This is a genomic window from Rickettsia slovaca 13-B, from assembly GCF_000237845.1.
Taxonomy (GTDB): domain Bacteria; phylum Pseudomonadota; class Alphaproteobacteria; order Rickettsiales; family Rickettsiaceae; genus Rickettsia; species Rickettsia rickettsii.
In genome coordinates this window covers 1,029,863-1,050,402 of sequence record NC_016639.1, presented here as the reverse complement: position 1 = coordinate 1,050,402, position 20,540 = coordinate 1,029,863, and the positions used below count along the sequence as shown (strand labels likewise).

Here is a 20,540-nt window from a genome sequence, read left to right as displayed (position 1 = left end):
AAATTGGCTACCTTAGAGGAAGTAACACAATTAAAAGATTTAGTAGCAAATGATAAAGTAAAATTAGGATGTACCATGTGTAATAATGGTAGCACAGACTGTAGTAATAAAGAAGAAACGTTGAAATTTTTAAACCTTTATATTTCCGACCCAACCCTTGAGCTTTATTTAAGTCCTCACTCAATTCTGGTAATAGGTGCAATTTTTATACACAAAAACTGAAAAATTTTGGTATAAACAATTAATTCTATTAAAAAAAATTTTTACAAAAAGCCCTCCAATCCCTTATTTTACGAGGAATAGCCCCTAGTTTGTATAGCGTACATATTTTTAGAAAAAAAATGGCTAAAATTGGTGAAATTTGTAGAAAATAACGTATAAGTAACAGAAAATATTAGAGAAAAGTCTAGCATAAACTAACATATGAATAGCATAGAACATATTAGTAGGTTTGTATTAAGAGCTAAAATCCTTGTTAAATCAAGGCAATAAGGCGATAATGTGTATTTGTGAACCTAAATTTGAAAGGCGGAAATCTTGATTACTCCTTGGCTTTTCCATTCGATAAACTACAAGAATTGGCTAACTATCCAGACTGGCGGAGAGAGAGGGATTCGAACCCTCGATACGGTATGACCCGTATAACGGTTTAGCAAACCGCCGCCTTCGGCCACTCGGCCATCTCTCCGGTTATGGCTTTACTTTATATCATCTAATAAGCACAATTTCTAGAATTATTTTATAATTTTTCTAACTAAATATAATCATTTTCCGGCTTTACGGAATTGCCCATAATCAAAGCTTCCTTATCACATCCGGATAGCCCTTTAAAGTCCATATACCAATAACTAGGTAAATCATCCCAACTACGGAAATATTCAATATATTTGTAAAACTGTTTAGCCTTGGCTTCGAGAGTTTTAATATCCGTGTTATCATCACAAATATCAAAAAGTTGTTGGGTTATGTAATAAATAGATTTAGTATCATTTTTATATTTATCTATTAAGTACTCTATAATTTCGATTCGCTTGTTTAAGCTAAGATTATAAGAGTCTGAAATTAACAATTTTACAAAATTCTCACTATCACTACAGATGCTAAATAATATGTTCTGAATGTTCTCAAATAATTTCTGATATTTAACTAAAAATCTATTCCAAGTTATTGCTTTAAGATTGACAAAACTCTTATAGTCTTTTGGTTGGCATTCGGGAATATATTTTTGTAACGGAAAAATTGAGGTTATCTAAATTTTGATGAAAATTGTGTAATTCTTCAAAATATGCAGCCATAAAAATGATTGTACACTGAGTAATAAGAAAATCTACAAAATAAAATTGATAAATAAATTTGATGATATTTGAATATCTGCTACTAACTTGCTGTCGAGTTTTCTAATATCATTTACTATATCACCTATATATTTTAACTCTTCATCCGTGTGATCTACATATTTAATATTTAAATCTTCAAAGGTAATAACTTTACCTTCGGCTATTTTATCTATTATTGTATAGTTTTTAATTATAGGTTCTTCATAATTAGCAATAATATAAATTTCCGGATTATATATATCTTTGAAGTTATTTCGCAGCATATTTTTTACTGCTTTTACCGTATTTTGATTTAGATAATCAAGCTCTAATATATGAGAATATTGGTAAGTAATAAACTTGCATGATCTATTTTATTAAAAGGAGCAACATACCATGGATATTCACCTTCTTTAATGTCTTTTTGGATAAGAGCAATTATAACATTCTTCTTTTAAAAATGTATCATTAGTATCTGTTAAGGCTAAATTTTAAAATCCTCTATTACCTTGTCTAAATAGCTCTGCCAATCACTAGTGAATAATTCTAGTAATTGCTTAAAAAAACTAAAACTAATTTGCATATAATAATATTAAGTTAATTTAAAAACTTTATGAATCAGAAGTTATTAGAGACAGTTATTGACTAATGTTATCTAAACAATGCTGTAGTTCTTCTAAATTACTTATATTACTTAACTTATATGGATAATTAATGTTCCGGAGCATATTTGTTAGTACGCTTCCTGCCCCTATTTCTACTATATGAGCGATTTCTAATTTGTGAAATAGTTCTAAAGTTTCACGCCATCTAACTCGCCCGCATATCTGAAGCATTAAATTTTGTTTGATTTCTGTAGGATCTAGAGTAGGTTTTGCGGTATAATTTTGGATTATCGGTATCAGAGGTTTATTAATTACAGCTTTATCAAGAGCTACTCGCATTTTTTCTTCTGCCGGCTTCATTAAGCTACAATGAAATGGAGCACTGACTTTCAGCTTTATTGCTTTATAACCTAAATCTTTAATTATACTAATAGCATGATCTATAGCTGTGGTCTTGCCGCTAATAACTATTTGTCCTTCGATGTTATCGTTGGCAATTTGGCATAAATTTATTTTGTTGATCTCTTCTAATATTTCTTCAAGTTTTTGAAGCGGAATATTGATACAAGCCGCCATGCTTCCCTCACCTTCAGGACATGCTTCCTGCATAGATGTACTACGTATATGAAGTAGTTTTGCTGCTGTCTCAAGGTTAATACTTTCGGTGCTACATAAAGCACTATATTCACCTAGCGAATGACCGGCAGCATAATCGCAAAGACTATCCAAACTTTTACCGGTTTCAGCTTTGATAATATTTATTATTGCCATAGATACTGCCATTAATGCCGGTTGTGCGTTAGTGGTTAAGGTAAGTTCTTCAGAAGGTCCATTAAAAATTATATCAGTGAGTTTTCGGTTTAGTACTTCATCAACGATTTGAAAAGTTTCTTTGGCGGGTTTAAAATTATCATAAAAATCTTTTCCCATGCCGATCAATTGCAACCCTTGACCGGGGAAGATAAAAGCTGTTTTCATATTTTGTATTATCGATTGAGTTTATTAATAGATTTTATTAAAATTTTCTAAAATAGTCAAATTATTTTAAGCATTTTAACACTGTTTTTCAATTTTTACGCTATATATAATTTTTACAAAAGTATTAATTTTTCTTAGCTCTATAACTTGATTACTTCCAACTAGTACTATAAATTAAACTAAGAAAATATAAACAAGGAAATTAGTTATGAAGTTAAAAGAATATTTTAAAAAGTTAGAAAGTACAGCTTTTGGTCCGTGGCTTGCTGCATTTAAAAAATTATTTAGTAAAGAGGCATTAGAAGAGGAAATACTGAATATAAAACTAAAGGAATCTGAAAAGCAAGAGGTTAATAAAAAAGATTTAGTTATTTTATCTAATAATGTTATTGAAATTGGACAAAAAGATACAATAGCGCATGAAATTTCAAGAGTTAACCAATATAAAGAAAATATAGGTTTGGTATTTACTCTAATTACCAATATTCAATTAGAAAAATTTGCAGAATTTATCTCTAATTTACCGAAAAAACATAGTGAATTTAAGGATTACTTTCGTAGTGAAGAACAAAAAGATGGGTTTTTTAAAGAAGATGCTTATAAAAAAGTTGTTAATAAAGGTAAATTAGTTGAAAAATTCTAAAACTCATATAAATATAATTATGAAAAAATAGAACAAAATGTTCATGAATTATAAGCTTATTTAGATTCATATGAATATAATTGTGGTATTCTTAAATCTGATTTATTAAGGCATGATTATTATCATAATGCATAAATTATTATGCTATCTATTTTAGAAGTAGCGGTTTCAATAAAAATCTTATTAATTTTCTTATGACAATATCTATAAATGATTTAAATTTAAGATATAGGAGTTAAGTTGAAATTCAAATAAATGTTACTACTATTATGTAGTATCTAACTAAATTCTGTGAAATTAATGATGTGTGATCAGTTAAATATCTTATATCCTCTGTTAATAAGTATTTTTATTTTTCTTGTTGTAGTTGTTATTTCTAAAATAACAAAGTATAAACAAGCCTTAAAAGAAAAAAATTTAAGTATTATTCCTTATGACCTTTTTCATAAGCATAATGCAGGGATGGTAATTGTTTAACCTTTCTATTTTAATTCTTGCTTTATTTTCAAAGAAACTTTCTAAAATTTTTAACATAAGACGCTATTTAAATATATGTGCGTCTTAATAGTCTATTATATTTAATATAGCAGCTACTAATTGAGAGATTTATAGCAAGTTTGTTTGGCTATTTCATACCAGCAATTTTCAGGAGTGGTAGATTTATTACTAAAACCGCATATAATCAGCCTGTCTTTAGCTCTTGTCATTGCAACGTAGAGTAGTCTTATATATTCTTGCAAATCTTTTAATTTTTCAGCTTCTTTCAGCTCTTGCAAAAACTCAGGAGTATCGGCAGCATTAGCAGAGAAAAACATTTCTCCTTTATCATCCCAAATAAATTTATTGCTGCTTATCGGTAAAGTAGTAGAATCGCATAATATAACAATAGGAGTTTCAAGCCCTTTAGAGCCGTGGACGGTCATTACTCTTATTTTGTCTGAATGCTCTATATCACGTTTAATATAGATATCGTTATTCTCAAACCAAGCAACGAATCCTTGCAGTGAATTATCTATATCATTTGCATAGTTTTTGCTTAATGTTAATAGCTCATTTATCATATCATCACTATCATCATCGTAAAGCTCTCGTAAATTTAGATTATGTACCACTAAATCAAAGAAGTTCTCAACAATCGATATTTTATAAATTTCAATTAGAGAATCTAACTTATTATATATCTCCTCATGTGAAGAGAGTATATCCCATAAGCTATTCTCACTTTTATTTACAAGAAGTTCGTATAATTGCTGCTCGCTTATTCCAATAATCGGTGATTTTAGTAAACTGGCAAGATTTAAATCATCATCAGGTAGTAACACAAATTTAGCTAATGAAATTAAATCCATTATAGTTAGATTTTCCTTAAGGTTCATTCTATCGCTTACCTCAACTTTAAGCTTAGCTTTGCTAAGTTCTTTGATCAGATTATTACTAAATTCATCTCTCTTTCTGACTAATATCATGAAATCTTTTTCAGATATTCTGTTTGCAGTAGACGGTAAAATTTCTTCGCTTTCTATTTGTTCTTTTATAAAATTTACGATTTTTTCTATGAGTAAATCGGCAGCAGATTTAGAATTTTCATAATCTTCAGGTAGTGCCCAAAAAAGCTCTTCTTGTTTTTCACTCGTCACTAATGGCCAAACCGTTACAGAGCCTTGATGTGTACGAAATGAGGATATTAAAGGATTATTCGAAAGGAATAAACTCGGGTAATTGGATTTTATATTTTTTAAAACATTATAAGTAAATTGTAAAATCTCTGTACATGATCTATAAGAATATTCAAGGGTGATATTTTTGAATTTCTTATTAGCATTTGTAAGATTTGCTTTTAGTCGCTCATTTACTAAGTTGAAATTACGAAGATCAGCCCCTTGAAAACTGAAGATCGATTGTTTATCATCGCCGACTATGAAAACACTATTATTTGGCCTCTCTACAGCATTAAACTCTGTTATTAAAGTAGTAATAATATTCCACTGCGAGGGGCTTGTGTCTTGTGCTTCATCGACAAGAATATGATTTATCTCGCTTTCAAGCTTATGCAGCAACCACTTATGAGTAGTTTTATTATTTAGTAATTTCTCGGTGTAGTAAATTAAATCGTCGTAATCGAGTAAATTATTTTCTTCCTTATATGAATCGTATTTTTTTAAAATAATATGCGCAAGTTTAGTAAGTAAGTTCGTATGATATTCTAGTTCTTCTATGCGACGCAGCTCATCTAATCGGTAAATTTCAGAGGTAATTTTTTCTAGCTCTAGTAATAATTTAGGATATTTCCTTATTAATTCTTTCGATAAAAGGCTTTTTCGTTTTTTCCCATCTTTGGTAAAAAAAATTTCTTTCGGTGCTATCTCCACATCATACTCGGCAAATAAGTTTTTTACCTTATCGTAAATATTATTTAATTCCCCTAACGCTAATCTTTTATTAGATATTTCTTTGGGAATTTGCTTATTTATAAATAACTTTCTGAATTTAATTTTCTGCTCGATTATCTCGGTAAAAATATCTTGCAGAGTTATTTCATGAAATCGGTTAAGTAAAATTTTCATTAAGTCATTATGTTCATCGCTTAAGTAAATTTCGTTTCTGATATTTAGGAAGATATCTTGTAATTTAGTTTCTTCAAGGATTTTAAATTCTGGTGTTATGCCGGCTTCTAAGGGAACAGTGTTAAGGATTTTTTGACAAAAAGCATGTATTGTATAGATATTTAAAAGCTTATTGCTATTTAGTATTTTATCATATAAAGTTTTTGCGTTTTCTGTGTCTTGCGGCGATGGCTTATTGCCGCTCATTAAGAAAAGTGCTTCTTCTAGTTTCTCGGCGTTGCAAAGAGAAAGATATTTAAGTCTGCTATTAATCCTTACTTGCATCTCTATAGCTGCAGCATTAGTAAAAGTAAGGCATAAAATATTGGAAGGCTCTACGCCCGTTATTAACAGACGTAAAAATCGATCGGTTAGGATTTTGGTTTTACCGGTACCGGCAGATGCCGATACCCAAACGGAGTAATGAGGATCGGATGCTTCTCTTTGTAAGTCACTCATTTATGTATCGATTTTCTACTGTTACCCCGTGGCTTGACCACGGGGTCCAGTCTTTTTAATTATTTTTCTGGATCCCGCTACAAGCTCGCGGGATGACATCCACAGCCATATAACGACGCCGATAAATTACATATATTACGATTAAAGAAATAGCAAGTCCAAACCAAGTTAGGGCGTATTCTAAATGGTCATTTCTGATTGCTGCTAAATGATTTATTGCAAGAGGTAATAAAATATCTAGATTGCTAATATCTTTTCCTTCCGCAATAATATAAAAATTCTCAAGATCTAAGCCTAACACTTTGGATGTTTCTTTTAAATTTAGCGTTAGCCACACATTATTTTTTATATCGTTAGCAGGTAAGTAGATACGAGTTTTTTCTGATGGCATGGTAACACCGATAATCTCGTGCTGCCGGTCGTTTGTAGCTTGCGTGATAATATTTTTATTGCGATTACTGAACCAACCTCGTGCTACTAAAATAACTTTATCTTCTATGGTTTTAAAAGGAGTAACTAAATAATATCCGTCTTTTTCACTCGACATTGACCTTCTACCGTATAAATATATGTCTTTATTAGGCAAAAATTGACCGGTAATTTTTACTTTGTGATAAGGTAAACCGTCTTGAATTTCTGCTAAATTAATTGCAGGTGAGGTTAGGTTAGCTTGCATTGAAGCTAAAAATAATTTCTTTTCTTTTAAACGACTAAGCTGCCAAAAGCCTAAAGAGATAAGTATTGTAAAGGTTATAAATACAAGAAAATTTGTTTTCATAGATAAGGGGATTGTTGATAATCGTCATTGCGAGCGACTAAAAGGAGCGTGGCAATCTCATGAAATAATATAAAATTCCTGAGATTGCCACGTCGAGGCTTTGCCTCTCCTCGCAATGACGTTTTACTAAGCAGTTTTTAAAATCCTACTGAGAAACTCTTTATGTTTTTGCAGCTCTTCTTTTGTAGGTTTAATAACAATAGTAGTTTGCTCTGTTTTGTTATTTACTTGATTAGTTGCTAAATTATTTATTACGGCAGATTTATCAACCATTTTAAAAGCGGATTGTCTACCGCCCATTAACTCTACATATACTTCTGCAAGTAATGCGGCATCTTTCAAAGCTCCGTGAAGCTGCCTACCTGAATTATCAACTTTAAATCTTTTACATAATGCATCAAGATTATATTTTGAGCCTGGAAATATGCTTCTAGCCATTACTAAAGTATCAATAGTATTTGCTAGTTCCAAGAGTTTAATGTCGGTTCTTTTTAATAATGATAATTCGTGATTTAGAAATTTAATATCGAAAGGAGCATTATGAATAATCAGTTTGCTATCTGAAATAAACTCTAAAAAATCATCGGCTATTGTATGAAATAGAGGCTTGTCTTTTAAAAATTCGCCGGATATGCCATGAATTCTATAAGCCTCAAACGGCATATCTCGCTCAGGATTAATATAAAAATGAAAATTCCTGCCTGTTAATACCTTATTTACCATCTCAATAGCACCGATCTCAACGATTCGATGACCTTGTCGTGGGTCAAGTCCCGTAGTCTCGGTATCTAAAATTATTTCTCTTAAACTCGACATTCCAAATCCTTTATTAGCTTCGCTATTTGTTTTTCCAAGTCTAACATATCAACGCCGCTATTTATAGCAAAATCTGCTTTTGCTATTTTGCTCTCTTGTGATAGTTGAATTTCTTTGATTTTATTATAAATTTCTATATCAAACGAAGATCTCGTTATTGCTCTTTGCATTCTTATTGCTTCAGAGCAGTATATTGTTACGACAAAATCAAAATATTTCTCAAATTTAGCTTCATAAAGCAGCGGTATTTCGGCAAAGCCAAATTTGGAATTAGCATTTTCTTTTTTAAATAGAATGAGTTTATCTATTAGTAAGGGGTAAATAAAATTTTGTAGTTTTTCTCTAGCTAGGTCGTTATTGTAAATTAAATTACTGATTTTTCTAATATTGAAAGACTCAAGCTCAGGTAGTAATTTTAAAATCTGAGTTTGCAAAACTACATCTTGATATAATTCTTTTATGCATCTATCGGCACAAAAAGTTTTATATCCTTTTTCTGTTAAATAATCCAACATAAAAGTTTTACCCGATGCATAGCTACCGGTAATACCTATTGCTAACATTTTGTTATAAAAATTTTATGTTCATTAGCGAGTTTTATAGTTAATTCCTCTTCGACTATAATTACGTTATTTTTTTGAATCGCTACCCCTTTGTAATTATATTTAGCAAGATTCTTTATAGTATTAGGACCGATCGTCGGCATATCTAGTCTATTATCTTGACCTAATTTCGCTATTTTTACTAATACTCCTCCATGAGGATTTTTACGTAAATCTGCACATCTCGTTATTAAATTATCCGTTCCTTCGGCAGCCTCTATACCAAGTATATAGCCACTTTCAACTATAACCGATTGTGCGATATCGAATGCACTTAGATGATTCAATAATTTTATTCCAAGCTCAATATCATTTTTATCTGAACTTATAGGGTTAGTATTGGTTATAATATTGGAGTTACCTTGTTGATTTTTATATATTTCATTACTTGAAATTACCTTGAAACCGTAACTTTCAAAAAAATCCGCTACTATTTTTAGCAAACTATCATCTCCTCGAATTTTTTGCCCAACTATTTTGAAAAGCAATAAACCGCCTATTTTATCTACGGCTAAATTTTTAAAATTCGGTCTATTAACTCCACCGATAAAAATAATATTTTTTACCTTATGCTCCTTAAAATATTTTATAGCTTCCCCGACCATACCGATTTTTAAAATCTTATATTCAAAATCTTTAATTTGCTCTATATCAGCTTCGTCTTTAATTGCTGCGATATAGCAATTACCGCCTTGCTTTGTATAATTACCTGCTATTAAGTAAGGTAATGAACCTCTGCCGGCGATAATTCCAAGATTTGGTAGCATAATTAAGTTTTTAATTTAGAATTCTAACCATTTATTATAAGTCCATTTTTAATATAAATCTAGAATTCTTATTTGACCTTTACATTTTAATCAAATTAAGGCATAATATTTGGTGCTAATATAGCTATAGTAATAAACGTAATTTAGAATAGAGGTTGCGGACTCGGGGGCAGTACCCGACGCCTCCACCAAAACTTTCTAAATAACTTGCTCCTAAAGGTAATTTGTACGTCGATCCGGTATTCGAATCCTCACGTTACTTGCGTGTACCCTGCGGTTCTGCGTTCCGTGTTGCCTTCAAATTTCTCTTTATTAGCTACGTCATTTAGAAAAGTTTAAATATGTAATAACTCTTAAAGAGTAGACAATACGAAGTTCATCGAGTATTTTTGGGGGGCGAAATAGGATCGACGTGCCTAATAAAAAGATTGCTTTTACTCGGGATGATTCCGCCGATGGCTTGTGCCATATGGGTCAAAACAAAGAAACGCAAACGATAATAATCGTTCTGTAGGTCGTTTAGCTTTAGCAGCTTAATCCTACGCGGCTGGAGGGTGTGCCGGGCAACAGAACAACCCTCACTTATACTTGTTTAATTTGAAAAATTGGCATTGCCTAAAAACGGTTGATCTTGTCATTGCAGGCGAACGTAGAGAATGTGGCAATCTCATAAAGTAGGACTCCTGAGATTGTTTCGTCAAAACTTACAGTTTTTCCTTGCAATGACTTAAACTGTTCAAATTAAACTTCGTCGACTTATTTTTATTTATTTTTCTCGTATGAATATTGAATATAAAAAATTTGTGCATGAATATATGCTAGAATTTGTGAAAAAAATTCTAACAAAAATTCAGCATGAAAATTTATATTGGGATCAGTTAATATACATATCGTACAGAACCGATAACCCTGCAGTAATTTTACCTTCAAAAGTTAAACAGGCATATCCGAAACAGATAACAATAGTACTGCAATATCAGTTTGAAAATTTAATAGTAAATGATACGGGCTTTTCTTTAACGGTAAGTTTTGACGGTGTTAAAGAAATAATTTACGTACCTTTTGATGCACTTATTAGCTTTGTTGATTCCAATAATAATTACAGTCTCACTTTTAATCAGTCGTTAAATATACATGAAAATCCTCAACATGAAGAGGCAATAAGTAATAATAAAAGTGATCAGACTTCATCATCTTCAAGTCCAAATGTTATAATGTTAGATAAGTTTCGTAATTCTTCTAAACCTAGTTAATGCATATTATGGATTCAAAAGTAGTGATATATACTGATGGTGCATGTGCAGGTAATCCAGGTCCCGGAGGGTGGGGAGCTTTGCTTCAATTTAATGATACTAGCAAAGAAGTATTTGGGTATGAGTTAGATACGACTAATAATCGTATGGAAATTACGGCAGCACTTGAAGCCTTGAGGATTTTAAAAAAATCTTGTAATATTGAGATTTATACCGATAGTAAATATTTGCAACAAGGAATTACCGCTTGGATTCATAATTGGATAAAAAATAATTGGTGTAAAAGCAACAATGAACCCGTTAAAAATGCCGATTTATGGCAAAAATTATACGCAGAATTGAGTAAACATACTATTATTTGGAAATGGGTAAAAGGTCATGCAAATAATAGCGGTAATATTGCTGCCGATAAACTTGCAGTGCAAGGAAGAGAAACTGCTATAGAAATTTTAAAATGTCGTGGATAGATAAGTGTTTTATTACTTTTTTTCACAAAAAAGTAGGAGAAGATGAGTTTTTGAATCAATATTATGAAAGCCGTAATATTGATTATTTAGGGCGTCCAAGGAGGTTTGTTATTTATAAAAATGTAAATGAACCTACAAAAATTCCGCCAAGTTGGCACGCTTGGTTACATCATTTAGTAAATGAGATACCAAAAAATATTCAGCTTTTTCCATGGCAAAAGAATAATAAAATAGTTAAAAAGCTGCCTAAAACATCAAATCTTAAATATAATAGATGGCAACCGTAATTAATTAATAAAATATAAAAAACAATGCAACAGAACATTATTGAAACAATTATAGGCTTTGTAGTATTAATTATTGCTTTGCTATTTTTGATTTTTGCCTACAAAACAGGTAGTTCTATAACTAGCTCAAAAGGATATCAGGTAACTGCTCATTTCCAAAGTGCGGAAGGGATAGCAGTTGGAAGCGACGTAATGATTTCAGGTATAAAAATCGGTAGTGTAAAGCAAATTACTTTAGATCCAAATAGTTTTGATGCAAGTGTATATCTAAATATTAATGATGATATTAAAATACCTAAAGATTCTAAAGCCCAAGTAGTCACCAGCGGGTTACTTGGAGGTAAATATATTTCAATTGTACCGGGTAATGACGATGAAAATTTAGCGGCTAATGAAGAGATAAAATATACTCAATCAGCAATTAATATTGAATCATTAATTAATAAAATTGTTTCTTCATTCGGTAGTAAGTAGAAGTAATACGAAATAAAAAATCATTAAATTTAGCCGAATCTAGTTTAGATTCGGCTTTTTTATTGTTTAAGCTATTGTAAAGTTCTTATAAGAGGAGCATCGTATAAGTTTTGTAGGCAAAATAATTTGCTTAACAAAATGTAAACTAATAAAGGAGTAAATTATGAAAGAATCAAATTCAAACTCTGCTAAAGCAGATGTCGAAGGTATCAAAAAAGATATTGAAAGCTTAGTGTCAAGATTACGTAATTTAAAAGGTAATCCAGAGATATTCTAGATGAGCAGTTAGGTAATTTATCATCCCGTTATGGAACATTATAAAGATAAAGGAATGGATAAAGGTAAAGCTAATGTAGCGGATTTATGTGAGTCGACACGTGACCACCCTTTGCGGAATCTCGCTTACGCTTTTGGTGCAGGTGTATTGCTCGCTATTCTTATGAAATAGGTAATTCCATGTTAAAATCTCTAATATATGAATTATTAAAAAGTAGCATTAAGCAAGAAGAGAAATCTTATGGCAAACCATTTGTCTATTTTTTTAATATTCTAGGTTTAGTTTTAATAATTATTGCTAATTATTGTTATTGTTCGGATAGTCTGGAATTTTATTTTCTTATGCAAAGCGGAATAATTTCTATTATATCTTCTATGGTTATTGAAGCTGTTAGATGTATTTAAAATACAAAAATAGATATCGTACTTTAGATTGTTTAAGATCAAAAAGTAGAGAGTTAGTAGAGAGCATCAGTACGTCGTTTACTGACTTAGTCTCAACTAAGACCTTAATAAGATATTTACCTACGATAATTCGCTATGTTCCAAGTACCGTACTGACATTTTTAGTATGTACTTATATTAAAAGAAAATTCTTAAAAAATGTTACATATCCACTTTTAGGTAAGTAGTAATTTATCTCTCGGTTTAGGTAACTCTAAACCGAGCTTTAAATAACTCTGTCTTACTTAAAAATATAGTTTCAATATTAAGCTCTTGATACCGAATTTGGTAAGATTCGCTTATACGACTTCGTTAAGCTCACTCTTAAATTTGTTATTTGAGTGTCTGATTTTGTTTTTGGGAAATCTACATTATCTTAGCCAAGTGTATGAAAGTGTTTAAGCTTTCTTCGTCGTCTTTGGTCATTATATAATGCACTTTGACATATATAAGCATTTGATGTGTTTTGTCCGATATTTTACTTTTCTCTAAAAACGCATATGATTTATGAGTATTGTTATGTTCATCTTGTATACTAAACACTTTATTTACTGTAACTGATTTATCGGATTTTGATATAGAATCATCAATAAAATAGTTTAAAGAATCTCTAAATAATTCGCTTAATTGCTTATCATTTTCAAGTTCTTCATATGATAACGATCTTGCGGTTTTCAACTTAAAATATGATTTAATCATTTCAAGAGCAGAATATCTATCGCAGTTATTATTAAGAATTTTATATAACATTTTTTTATCAAAATATGCAGGTATTATTTTTAAATCCTTATTAATAATTTGCTGTTTGTAATAAGATAATTGACGCATAAACACGATAAAAGTAGCTGTAAGACCTGCAACTAAGATAGAGTATAAATTTAGTGATTGAAAAAGCATATTTTGAATATATTTAATTATAACTACCAATGATAGTATAGTATTTTTGCTTTTTAATCTAAAAATGAACCATTATTACTGTACATTATTTATTTTTTCTTTCAATTAGTTTATTTATCACATATCTATCCATGCTAATAAAATAAAGTAAATTTAAAGTACTAATTGTTAGTTTGTTTCTTGCTTTTAACGTTACTATTTGCTGGGGAATACAGTTAAATCTATATAATTACAACTATAAAAAACATCGCAATATATTATAGCTTTTTTCTATCAATTCACGGCATATATTAAGTTGCACTTCCTTTTCTTATTTATCGTGTAAAGTGAAATTTTCTATTGACTTTTATATAAAACAGTATAAATTTCTTTACAATTTAATTTTTTGTAAAGAATTTATGCTAGGCTATGAAAAAGAACAGAGAAGTTTAACAAGCGACCAAAAAGCAGCCACGGGAATTTTATCTACAGCTACTTTTCTTGAGTATTTTGATTTAATGTTGTACGTCCATTTAGCAGTATAAATGAATTGTTCTTTCCTAAATATGATGCGAGTGCAGCTGCTCTTCTCTCTGCCTTTACCTTTTGTTCTACCTTTATATTTAGACCACTAGGAGCATATGTTTTTGGTCGAATAGGTGAAAATTAGGGCGAAAATCTACTGTTATTATCTACCTTAATGGCTTTATCCTGTATAATTATGGCAAATGCTCCTACTTATGAACAAGTAGGTTATTTTGTTGCTGTATTAATCACAATTTGCCGTGCAATTCAAGGTATAGCTTCTGTAGGTGAAATAGTAGTAGCAGAACTTTATTTAACTGAAATTACAAAACCACCTATACAATATCCCGTAGTTTCTTTTATCGCCGTAGCATCAGTAATTGGGACAACTGTAGTTTTAGCTATAGTATCTTTAGTTACTACTCAAGGATTTAATTGGCGTCTTGCCGTTTGGATAGGTGCAATTATTGCAGTTGTGAGAGGTTACGCTAAAGCTCATCTTAGAGAAACGCCTGATTTTGTAGATGCAAGTGCTAGACTTTTACGAAAATATGAAAAAGCAAATATCGACAAAAAAGAATTAAAAAACGATGAGATTTTTTACCAAAAACCTAATAAGAAGACAACTATATATTTTTTCATAATGGTTGTGCTTGGCCCATATTTTCTACTATACTTATATTACTTGTGGTGAAGTTTTAAAGAATGCATTTGGATATAGTGTAGCTCAGGTTATTCATCATAATTTTATTATTTCAATGTTCCACCTAGCTAGTATGTCTTTAATATGTTTTCTAAGTTATAAAATATATCCTTTAAAAATTCTTAGAGTAAAATTAGCTTTACTCTTATATTTATTCTATTTGCACCATACCTTTTAAAAAGTACAACTACACCTTTCCAGCTTCTTTTAATTCAAATAGGTTTGATAATATGTTCATTTGATACTGTTCCTGCTGTTTCAATCTTTTTTAGGCTCCGGTTTTTAAACGCTTTACAGTAGTATGATATATGCTGTTTCTAGAGCCTTAATGTGTATAATCAATTCGTTTGGAATTATATATTTAACAAAATATTTGGGTCAATATGGTTTGTTTGTTGTGATGGTTCCATTACTTATAATTTGTATGTTTGGTCTAAATCATTTTCAAAAGTTGGAAAAAGAAACAGGTTATTCATAGTGAATAATGATATTTATTTTTGTTGAGAAAATTTATCTTTGTATAAAAACCTATAGCAAATTTCATTAAACTTTTCTTCAATTTCATAACACTCTAAATGTATAGCAACGACTAGAAACTTCTTAAATGTTTCCACAATGATCTGCTTCGCTTTTTCAGGTGATTTAGCTGCTAATGTTTGTACATTATGAATACGAAAATAATTTTATAAGTGCGGTATCCTATCTTTTTTGCGTAATTAATAGGTTTAAGCTTTCCTCGACACTGATTTGTCCGTGAGGTTTAATTCTAGTTAAACCTTCTACATGTTTTGCTATTTCTTTACCAAAAATTTCGATGATCAGCTTTTCAGTAAGTTCTGTATCCTCAAATAGTATAGTGGAAGTAGAGCAGCATTTATCATATTAGAAGTAAAAAGCTTAGGCGCTTCGTCTGCTACAAACTTTGCAAGCATAATCGCTACTTCGATCGGGTGCGAATAATACGGATCACCTGACTGACGCATTTGTGAACCATGATATTTACGAGCGTAGTAGATACCTGTTTTAACTTCCTCTATATCAACAGGATTTTTTACTTTAGTGTTTAAATATTCGAGTTTATCAACTAGCTTTTTAGCGTAAACACAAATTTCAAACTTTTCTTTCCAAGAGTTTATATCTTCCATAAAAGTTATTTTATTTATATTAATAATAGTTGATTACAATTAAAGCAAAAGTGTAAAAATTGTAATAACAAATAATTTTTAACTTTAAATAGATTAATAGTTTTTGGTTACATTGTATTTAAACAATTTCATTTTGTGTTATTATTTATTTGTGCTTCTTGTTCTTGCTGTAATTTATACCCTGCTGCTTTTTCTTCTATATAGTTAAAAAAGAAATAACAAAAAGTTAAAAAACTAGTGAGAATAATAGCAAATGTTATTAATATTAACTTAAGCTCTTTCCTTGCATTGTGAGCTTTTAAAAGCTTTTCCTCCTCTTCATCTATTATTCACTCAAAGGTTAAAGTTTCTTCTTCTTTATTTTCCATATTTTAACTCTTATAAATTAAATTATATTATGAATGACAGAGTTTAATTATCATTTTTAAGAAAAGTAATCTATAAAGTAATTAAAATAAGTCAATGACTATAATTATTTAGAGTTGAAAAGATTATCATTACGCGGGAATGACATCGGAAGGCTAAATTACAGCATAAAACAACTGCTTTTAGGTGATATCTGCTTTTAATCTTAATTTTTATATTCCAGGATAAACTATAGTATGCTAAGATATTGCTTTTAAAAATAAGTGATTATCAGTGTCAAAATTTTCTTTTAATATTCATCATCAGCATAAAAAAGCTAGAAGCGGTATTATCGTAACCGCACACGGTGAGATGCGTACACCCGCTTTTATGCCAGTTGGAACTAGAGGAACGGTTAAGGCAATGCTACCTGAAGCGGTAGCAGAAACGGGGGCGGATATATTGCTTGGCAATACTTACCACTTAATGCTTCAGCCGACTGCCGAACGTATAGTACAGCTTGGTGGCTTACATAAATTCATGAATTGGGATAAGCCGATATTAACCGATTCTGGCGGTTTTCAGGTAATGTCGCTATCGAAGTTATGCAAGATAACCGAAGAGGGAGTAAGTTTCAGCTCTCATATTAACGGCGATAAATATATGTTAACTCCTGAGCGTTCTACCGAAATACAATATCTGCTCGGTAGCACAATCACTATGGCTTTTGATGAATGTACGCCTTACCCTGCAACCTTTGAAGAAGCTAAAACTTCTATGCAGCTTACGACTAGATGGGCAAATAGATCACGTAATGCTTTTGTTAAGCGGGAAGGCTATGCACAATTCGGTATTATTCAAGGTAGCGTTTACGAAGAATTACGTGAGCAATCGGCTAAGGATCTAGTAGAACTTGATTTTGAGGGTTATGCTATAGGTGGACTTGCAGTAGGTGAGGGGCAGGAGCTTATGTTTAAAGTACTTGATTATGCTCCTGATTTTCTGCCGCAAAATAAGCCGCGTTATTTAATGGGAGTCGGTAAGCCTGCTGATATTATAGGTGCGGTTAGCAGGGGTATAGATATGTTTGACTGCGTAATCCCGACACGCTCAGGTCGCAACGGTCAGGCTTTTACGAAATACGGTACGGTAAATATCCGCAATAGCAAATATGCCGATGATAACAAGCCGCTAGAACATGATTGCCTATGTCCTGCTTGTAGAAACTATAGTAAAGCTTATCTACATCATTTAGTTAGAATCGGTGAAATACTTGGCTCTATGCTAATGACATGGCATAATTTAACATATTTCCAAAATCTCATGAGCCGTATTAGAGCATATATTAAACTAGGTAAAGATTTTGATTTTGATTCTTAAAGTGACTAGTTATAAAACATGCCTTATTACATGTAAACGTACTTAAGTAGGTTATGTTATGAAAAAAGTTTGTGTAGATCACACTTCAGTGATTGTAACTAGACAAAAACAAAAACCGGTGGTTATTATGTCGCTTGAAGATCATAATGCTATGGAGGAAACTATACTTGTTAAAAAGTCCTAAAAATGCTGAAAGACTAAAACGAGCAATTAGCGATTTTGAAGAAAATAAAAATTTTAGGAATTGGATTTGATTGTAAATTAAAATAAAAGTATGAACTACTAATGCAAAATATTGATTTAATATCTGAAGAGGAAGCACAAAAATTACTAGAAGAACTCGCTGATAAAATTGCAGCGTATAACCATGCTTATTATATAGAAGATAATCCTTTAGTTTCTGATAGCGAGTATGATCAGCTATTTAATACCAATCTCAAGTTAGAACAAAAATTTCCTCATTTAATTTTAGAAAATAGTCCTAGCAAAAAAGTAGGGGCTAAAATAGCAAATAAATTTGCTAAAGTTACGCATCAAGTGCCCATGCTATCTCTCAGTAATGCTTTTGATGAGCAAGATGTGAGAGATTTTGTAGACCGTATAAAAATTTTCTTACGCCTTAATGAGTTTGCTCCTATCTTTTGTGAACCTAAAATAGACGGTTTGTCTTTTTCTGCTGTTTATAAACACGGGGTGCTTACAACGGGAGCTACAAGAGGTGACGGATATGTCGGTGAAGATATAACAGCAAATATTAAAACAATCAAAAATTTTCCTCATAAAATAGATAATGTTCCGGAGTTTTTAGAAGTACGAGGGGAAATTTATATTGAAAAACAAGATTTTTTAAATCTAAATAAAGAACAAGAAGAGCAGGGCAAGGATAAATTTGCCAATCCGCGTAATGCTGCTGCCGGATCACTTCGTCAGCTTGATTCTTCTATTACGGCTAAAAGACCGCTCAAATATTTTGTATATTCAGGAGGGGTAACTGAACAGAATCTCGCTTCTTCACAAGATCAATTACTTACAAAATTAAAAGAATGCGGCTTTAACATTAATGAAATATCTAAACTTGCGAGTTCTGAAGAAGAAATTTTCGCCTTTTACGAATATCTCAAAACAAATAGAGAAAATTTACCTTATGAAATTGATGGAGTAGTATATAAGCTAAATGATTTTGCACTGCAAAATAGAATGGGCTTTATTGCACGAAGTCCACGCTTTGCTACCGCTCATAAATTTCCTGCAATAATAGGACAAACAAAGTTACTTTCTATTACTGTACAGGTCGGTAGAACTGGTACGTTAACGCCGGTAGCCGAACTTGAACCCATAGAAATAGGTGGGGTAACTGTTAGCAGAGCAACATTACATAATTTCCAAGAAATTGCACGAAAAGATTTGCGGATTAAGGATTATGTATTCCTGCAACGTGCTGGTGACGTTATTCCTAAAATCATGGGAGTTGATTTTGATAAACGTCCTAATGATACAGAAACGTTTGATACTCCTTTATTTTGTCTGTCATGCAATTCTAAGTTGCATTATACGCCTGAAGATATTATTATACGCTGTGATAATGGCCTTAACTGCCCTGCTCAGAATTATGAGCGTATCCGTCATTTTGTATCGAAAAATGCTATGGATATTGAGGGGCTTGGGCGTAAGCAAGTTGAGTTTTTAATAGATAAGGGATTGATTAGTAATCCTTTAGATATTTTCTTTTTAAAAGAAAAAAATGACTCTAGCTTAGCAAAACTTGAAAATATGGATGGATGGGGTAAAAAATCAGTAGAAAATCTTTTTAAAAATATAGAAAAATCAAAAAACGTTAGTTTGCCAAGATTTATATATGCATTAGGCATAAGGCATATCGGTGAACAAAATGCTAAATTACTTGCTAGAGAATTTGGCAGCTATAATAATTTTATAGCTCAAATGGAATTGCTTAGAACAAATGAGCCTGATATTTATCAAAAACTAAACAATTTAGAAGGAATCGGTGATAAGATTTTAGTAGATATTATTGATTTTTTTGATGTTAAAGAAAATATTGAGCTTATCAAAAAACTTGGTGAAATATTAAATATTGAAGATTATAAAGAGACTAGAGAACAGAGTAGTTTAACGGACAAGATAGTCGTATTTACCGGTAGTTTACCGACGATATCTAGAGCAGAAGCTAAAGCAACGGCTGAGAAGCTTGGGGCTAAAGTTGCAGTTGGCGTATCATCGAACACGGATTTAGTTGTAGCCGGCGTTGATGCAGGCAGTAAACTTAAAAAAGCTAAAGAGCTTAATATTAAAATTATTGATGAAGAAGAATGGCTTACGCTTATAAAAAATGTTTAAAGTAAGGCATTGCTAACTAAATGATAGTAAATAAAAAACTCGATGTCATTTCCACGAAAGTGGGAATGACATCGGAAAGCTAAACTACACTATAAAACAACTTTTTCTAGGCAATGCTAAACTTTTTGACAAAGATAGAACAGTTATTACAAAACATATTAATAAAATTCTAAAAGAAAGAAAACTAGACAATATAGTATGTGCAAATTTTGCACATACTGCCGCTGATGGTAAAACATACCAAGTAGAATACTATAATTTAGATATGATAATATCAGTAGGATATAGGGTAAATTCTCAGAGAGGGATCGCTTTCAGAAAATGGGCTACTAACTTACTTAAAGAATGTCTAATTAAAGGCTATAGTATTAATCTACACTGCTTTTACGAAAGATTGCACAGTAAATTATACTATGATATAATATATAATTACTGTAGCTAAA

General features: G+C 31.1%; 24 protein-coding genes, 1 tRNA gene, 1 other RNA gene and 2 pseudogenes. 16 read left to right on the top strand and 12 right to left on the bottom strand.

The annotated features are described in order from the left end of the window. Positions 1-3: 3 nt before the first annotated feature. Complete coding sequence (locus RSL_RS05770; protein ID WP_014419931.1) at positions 4-222, top strand: hypothetical protein; 219 nt, start codon at positions 4-6, stop codon at positions 220-222. Positions 223-596: 374 nt separating this feature from the next. On the opposite strand, the gene RSL_RS05765 is transcribed toward RSL_RS05770, so the two are convergent. From RSL_RS05765 to fabD, 4 genes are all read right to left on the bottom strand, one after another. Beyond that, a tRNA-Ser gene (locus tag RSL_RS05765) sits at positions 597-688 on the bottom strand. A gap of 66 nt (positions 689-754) precedes the next feature. Beyond that, complete coding sequence (locus tag RSL_RS05760; RefSeq protein WP_014419930.1) at positions 755-1,069, bottom strand: hypothetical protein; 315 nt, start codon at positions 1,067-1,069, stop codon at positions 755-757. A gap of 258 nt (positions 1,070-1,327) precedes the next feature. Next, positions 1,328-1,600 (bottom strand): hypothetical protein, encoded by a 273-nt coding sequence (locus RSL_RS05750; RefSeq protein WP_014419929.1) that lies wholly within the window; start codon positions 1,598-1,600, stop codon positions 1,328-1,330. A 354-nt stretch (positions 1,601-1,954) separates the two neighbouring features. Further along, entirely contained in the window at positions 1,955-2,899 is a 945-nt protein-coding gene (gene fabD, locus RSL_RS05740; protein ID WP_014273755.1) for an ACP S-malonyltransferase, read from the bottom strand. Positions 2,900-3,107: 208 nt separating this feature from the next. Between fabD and RSL_RS05735 the strand changes: the two genes are divergently transcribed. Both RSL_RS05735 and RSL_RS10200 read left to right on the top strand, forming a co-directional pair. After that, positions 3,108-3,542, top strand: coding sequence for a hypothetical protein (locus tag RSL_RS05735; protein ID WP_014419928.1), 435 nt, complete (start codon positions 3,108-3,110; stop codon positions 3,540-3,542). A 300-nt stretch (positions 3,543-3,842) separates the two neighbouring features. Next, positions 3,843-4,019 (top strand): hypothetical protein, encoded by a 177-nt coding sequence (locus RSL_RS10200; protein WP_014273754.1) that lies wholly within the window; start codon positions 3,843-3,845, stop codon positions 4,017-4,019. Between the two features lie 116 nt (positions 4,020-4,135). Here the strand turns inward: RSL_RS10200 and RSL_RS05730 are convergent, their stop codons facing one another. The 5 genes from RSL_RS05730 to RSL_RS05710 all read right to left on the bottom strand — a co-directional run bounded on the left by RSL_RS05730 (position 4,136) and on the right by RSL_RS05710 (position 9,567). Further along, positions 4,136-6,604, bottom strand: coding sequence for a UvrD-helicase domain-containing protein (locus RSL_RS05730; protein WP_014273753.1), 2,469 nt, complete (start codon positions 6,602-6,604; stop codon positions 4,136-4,138). A gap of 55 nt (positions 6,605-6,659) precedes the next feature. Continuing rightward, entirely contained in the window at positions 6,660-7,382 is a 723-nt protein-coding gene (locus RSL_RS05725; RefSeq protein WP_004997569.1) for an SURF1 family protein, read from the bottom strand. 126 nt (positions 7,383-7,508) lie between these two features. Next, entirely contained in the window at positions 7,509-8,198 is a 690-nt protein-coding gene (dnaQ, locus tag RSL_RS05720) for a DNA polymerase III subunit epsilon (RefSeq protein ID WP_004997573.1), read from the bottom strand. Continuing rightward, positions 8,186-8,761, bottom strand: a complete 576-nt coding sequence (gene coaE / locus RSL_RS05715; RefSeq protein WP_010977684.1) for a dephospho-CoA kinase — start codon at positions 8,759-8,761, stop codon at positions 8,186-8,188. The genes dnaQ and coaE overlap by 13 nt, the downstream gene beginning before the upstream one ends. Next, a complete protein-coding gene (locus RSL_RS05710) occupies positions 8,755-9,567 on the bottom strand; it encodes an LpxI family protein (RefSeq protein ID WP_014273752.1) in 813 nt (270 codons plus the stop codon). Before RSL_RS05710 ends, coaE begins: the two co-directional genes overlap by 7 nt. 74 nt (positions 9,568-9,641) lie before the next feature. On the opposite strand from RSL_RS05710, the gene ssrA reads away from it, so the two are divergent. From ssrA to RSL_RS09615, 7 genes and pseudogenes are all read left to right on the top strand, one after another. Beyond that, positions 9,642-10,150, top strand: a transfer-messenger RNA (tmRNA) gene (gene ssrA / locus RSL_RS08250). Between the two features lie 196 nt (positions 10,151-10,346). Then, the gene (locus RSL_RS05705; protein ID WP_004997576.1) at positions 10,347-10,820 is read left to right on the top strand and encodes an SspB family protein; all 474 of its coding nucleotides are present in this window, start codon (positions 10,347-10,349) and stop codon (positions 10,818-10,820) included. Further along, on the top strand, positions 10,820-11,287 hold the full coding sequence (gene rnhA, locus RSL_RS05700) for a ribonuclease HI (RefSeq protein WP_004997577.1): 468 nt from the start codon (positions 10,820-10,822) through the stop codon (positions 11,285-11,287). The genes RSL_RS05705 and rnhA overlap by 1 nt, the downstream gene beginning before the upstream one ends. Then, positions 11,275-11,574 carry an NADH-ubiquinone oxidoreductase subunit NDUFA12 family protein gene (locus RSL_RS05695; RefSeq protein WP_004997578.1) on the top strand — a complete coding sequence of 100 codons (300 nt, stop codon included), beginning with the start codon at positions 11,275-11,277 and terminating at the stop codon, positions 11,572-11,574. The genes rnhA and RSL_RS05695 overlap by 13 nt, the downstream gene beginning before the upstream one ends. 24 nt (positions 11,575-11,598) lie before the next feature. Further along, a complete protein-coding gene (gene mlaD, locus RSL_RS05690) occupies positions 11,599-12,048 on the top strand; it encodes an outer membrane lipid asymmetry maintenance protein MlaD (RefSeq protein WP_014273750.1) in 450 nt (149 codons plus the stop codon). Between the two features lie 163 nt (positions 12,049-12,211). Continuing rightward, a pseudogene (locus tag RSL_RS10725) lies at positions 12,212-12,496 on the top strand (hypothetical protein). Positions 12,497-12,504: 8 nt separating this feature from the next. Beyond that, positions 12,505-12,956, top strand: a pseudogene (locus RSL_RS09615) (hypothetical protein). Positions 12,957-13,134: 178 nt separating this feature from the next. On the opposite strand, the gene RSL_RS05675 reads toward RSL_RS09615, so the two are convergent. Continuing rightward, positions 13,135-13,695 (bottom strand): hypothetical protein, encoded by a 561-nt coding sequence (locus RSL_RS05675; RefSeq protein WP_014273747.1) that lies wholly within the window; start codon positions 13,693-13,695, stop codon positions 13,135-13,137. A 368-nt stretch (positions 13,696-14,063) separates the two neighbouring features. Here RSL_RS05675 and RSL_RS10195 point away from each other — a divergent pair, with 368 nt between their 5' ends. After that, positions 14,064-14,189 (top strand): proline/betaine transporter, encoded by a 126-nt coding sequence (locus RSL_RS10195; RefSeq protein ID WP_081463630.1) that lies wholly within the window; start codon positions 14,064-14,066, stop codon positions 14,187-14,189. Positions 14,190-14,344: 155 nt separating this feature from the next. Further along, positions 14,345-14,863 carry an MFS transporter gene (locus RSL_RS10190; RefSeq protein WP_014419926.1) on the top strand — a complete coding sequence of 173 codons (519 nt, stop codon included), beginning with the start codon at positions 14,345-14,347 and terminating at the stop codon, positions 14,861-14,863. Positions 14,864-15,690: 827 nt separating this feature from the next. Here the strand turns inward: RSL_RS10190 and RSL_RS05660 are convergent. After that, positions 15,691-16,017 carry a bifunctional (p)ppGpp synthetase/guanosine-3',5'-bis(diphosphate) 3'-pyrophosphohydrolase gene (locus RSL_RS05660; RefSeq protein WP_014419924.1) on the bottom strand — a complete coding sequence of 109 codons (327 nt, stop codon included), beginning with the start codon at positions 16,015-16,017 and terminating at the stop codon, positions 15,691-15,693. A 128-nt stretch (positions 16,018-16,145) separates the two neighbouring features. Beyond that, positions 16,146-16,346 (bottom strand): RC1041 family protein, encoded by a 201-nt coding sequence (locus RSL_RS10185; protein ID WP_231287798.1) that lies wholly within the window; start codon positions 16,344-16,346, stop codon positions 16,146-16,148. Positions 16,347-16,656: 310 nt separating this feature from the next. Between RSL_RS10185 and tgt the strand changes: the two genes are divergently transcribed. The 4 genes from tgt to rhuM all read left to right on the top strand — a co-directional run bounded on the left by tgt (position 16,657) and on the right by rhuM (position 20,539). Then, positions 16,657-17,742 (top strand): tRNA guanosine(34) transglycosylase Tgt, encoded by a 1,086-nt coding sequence (gene tgt / locus RSL_RS05655; RefSeq protein WP_014273746.1) that lies wholly within the window; start codon positions 16,657-16,659, stop codon positions 17,740-17,742. Positions 17,743-17,800: 58 nt separating this feature from the next. After that, positions 17,801-17,926 carry a type II toxin-antitoxin system Phd/YefM family antitoxin gene (locus RSL_RS10180; protein WP_014273745.1) on the top strand — a complete coding sequence of 42 codons (126 nt, stop codon included), beginning with the start codon at positions 17,801-17,803 and terminating at the stop codon, positions 17,924-17,926. A 101-nt stretch (positions 17,927-18,027) separates the two neighbouring features. Then, positions 18,028-20,097 (top strand): NAD-dependent DNA ligase LigA, encoded by a 2,070-nt coding sequence (gene ligA / locus RSL_RS05650; RefSeq protein WP_014273744.1) that lies wholly within the window; start codon positions 18,028-18,030, stop codon positions 20,095-20,097. Positions 20,098-20,167: 70 nt separating this feature from the next. Continuing rightward, positions 20,168-20,539, top strand: a complete 372-nt coding sequence (gene rhuM / locus RSL_RS08200) for a RhuM family protein (protein WP_324602886.1) — start codon at positions 20,168-20,170, stop codon at positions 20,537-20,539. Position 20,540: the final 1 nt, after the last annotated feature.

Excerpts from the sequence above, each read along its gene's own strand:
- ligA (WP_014273744.1), top strand. The coding sequence starts at position 18,028 with ATGCAAAATATTGATTTAATATCTGAAGAGGAAGCACAAAAATTACTA.
- rnhA (WP_004997577.1), top strand. The coding sequence starts at position 10,820 with ATGCATATTATGGATTCAAAAGTAGTGATATATACTGATGGTGCATGT.
- RSL_RS05660 (WP_014419924.1), bottom strand. The coding sequence starts at position 16,017 with ATGGAAGATATAAACTCTTGGAAAGAAAAGTTTGAAATTTGTGTTTAC.
- RSL_RS05730 (WP_014273753.1), bottom strand. The coding sequence starts at position 6,604 with ATGAGTGACTTACAAAGAGAAGCATCCGATCCTCATTACTCCGTTTGG.
- RSL_RS05695 (WP_004997578.1), top strand. The coding sequence starts at position 11,275 with ATGTCGTGGATAGATAAGTGTTTTATTACTTTTTTTCACAAAAAAGTA.
- RSL_RS05705 (WP_004997576.1), top strand. The coding sequence starts at position 10,347 with ATGAATATTGAATATAAAAAATTTGTGCATGAATATATGCTAGAATTT.
- fabD (WP_014273755.1), bottom strand. The coding sequence starts at position 2,899 with ATGAAAACAGCTTTTATCTTCCCCGGTCAAGGGTTGCAATTGATCGGC.
- RSL_RS05735 (WP_014419928.1), top strand. The coding sequence starts at position 3,108 with ATGAAGTTAAAAGAATATTTTAAAAAGTTAGAAAGTACAGCTTTTGGT.
- dnaQ (WP_004997573.1), bottom strand. The coding sequence starts at position 8,198 with ATGTCGAGTTTAAGAGAAATAATTTTAGATACCGAGACTACGGGACTT.
- RSL_RS10200 (WP_014273754.1), top strand. The coding sequence starts at position 3,843 with ATGATGTGTGATCAGTTAAATATCTTATATCCTCTGTTAATAAGTATT.
- RSL_RS10195 (WP_081463630.1), top strand. The coding sequence starts at position 14,064 with ATGCTAGGCTATGAAAAAGAACAGAGAAGTTTAACAAGCGACCAAAAA.
- RSL_RS05710 (WP_014273752.1), bottom strand. The coding sequence starts at position 9,567 with ATGCTACCAAATCTTGGAATTATCGCCGGCAGAGGTTCATTACCTTAC.
- RSL_RS10180 (WP_014273745.1), top strand. The coding sequence starts at position 17,801 with ATGAAAAAAGTTTGTGTAGATCACACTTCAGTGATTGTAACTAGACAA.
- RSL_RS10190 (WP_014419926.1), top strand. The coding sequence starts at position 14,345 with ATGGCTTTATCCTGTATAATTATGGCAAATGCTCCTACTTATGAACAA.
- RSL_RS05725 (WP_004997569.1), bottom strand. The coding sequence starts at position 7,382 with ATGAAAACAAATTTTCTTGTATTTATAACCTTTACAATACTTATCTCT.
- RSL_RS05750 (WP_014419929.1), bottom strand. The coding sequence starts at position 1,600 with ATGCTGCGAAATAACTTCAAAGATATATATAATCCGGAAATTTATATT.
- mlaD (WP_014273750.1), top strand. The coding sequence starts at position 11,599 with ATGCAACAGAACATTATTGAAACAATTATAGGCTTTGTAGTATTAATT.
- coaE (WP_010977684.1), bottom strand. The coding sequence starts at position 8,761 with ATGTTAGCAATAGGTATTACCGGTAGCTATGCATCGGGTAAAACTTTT.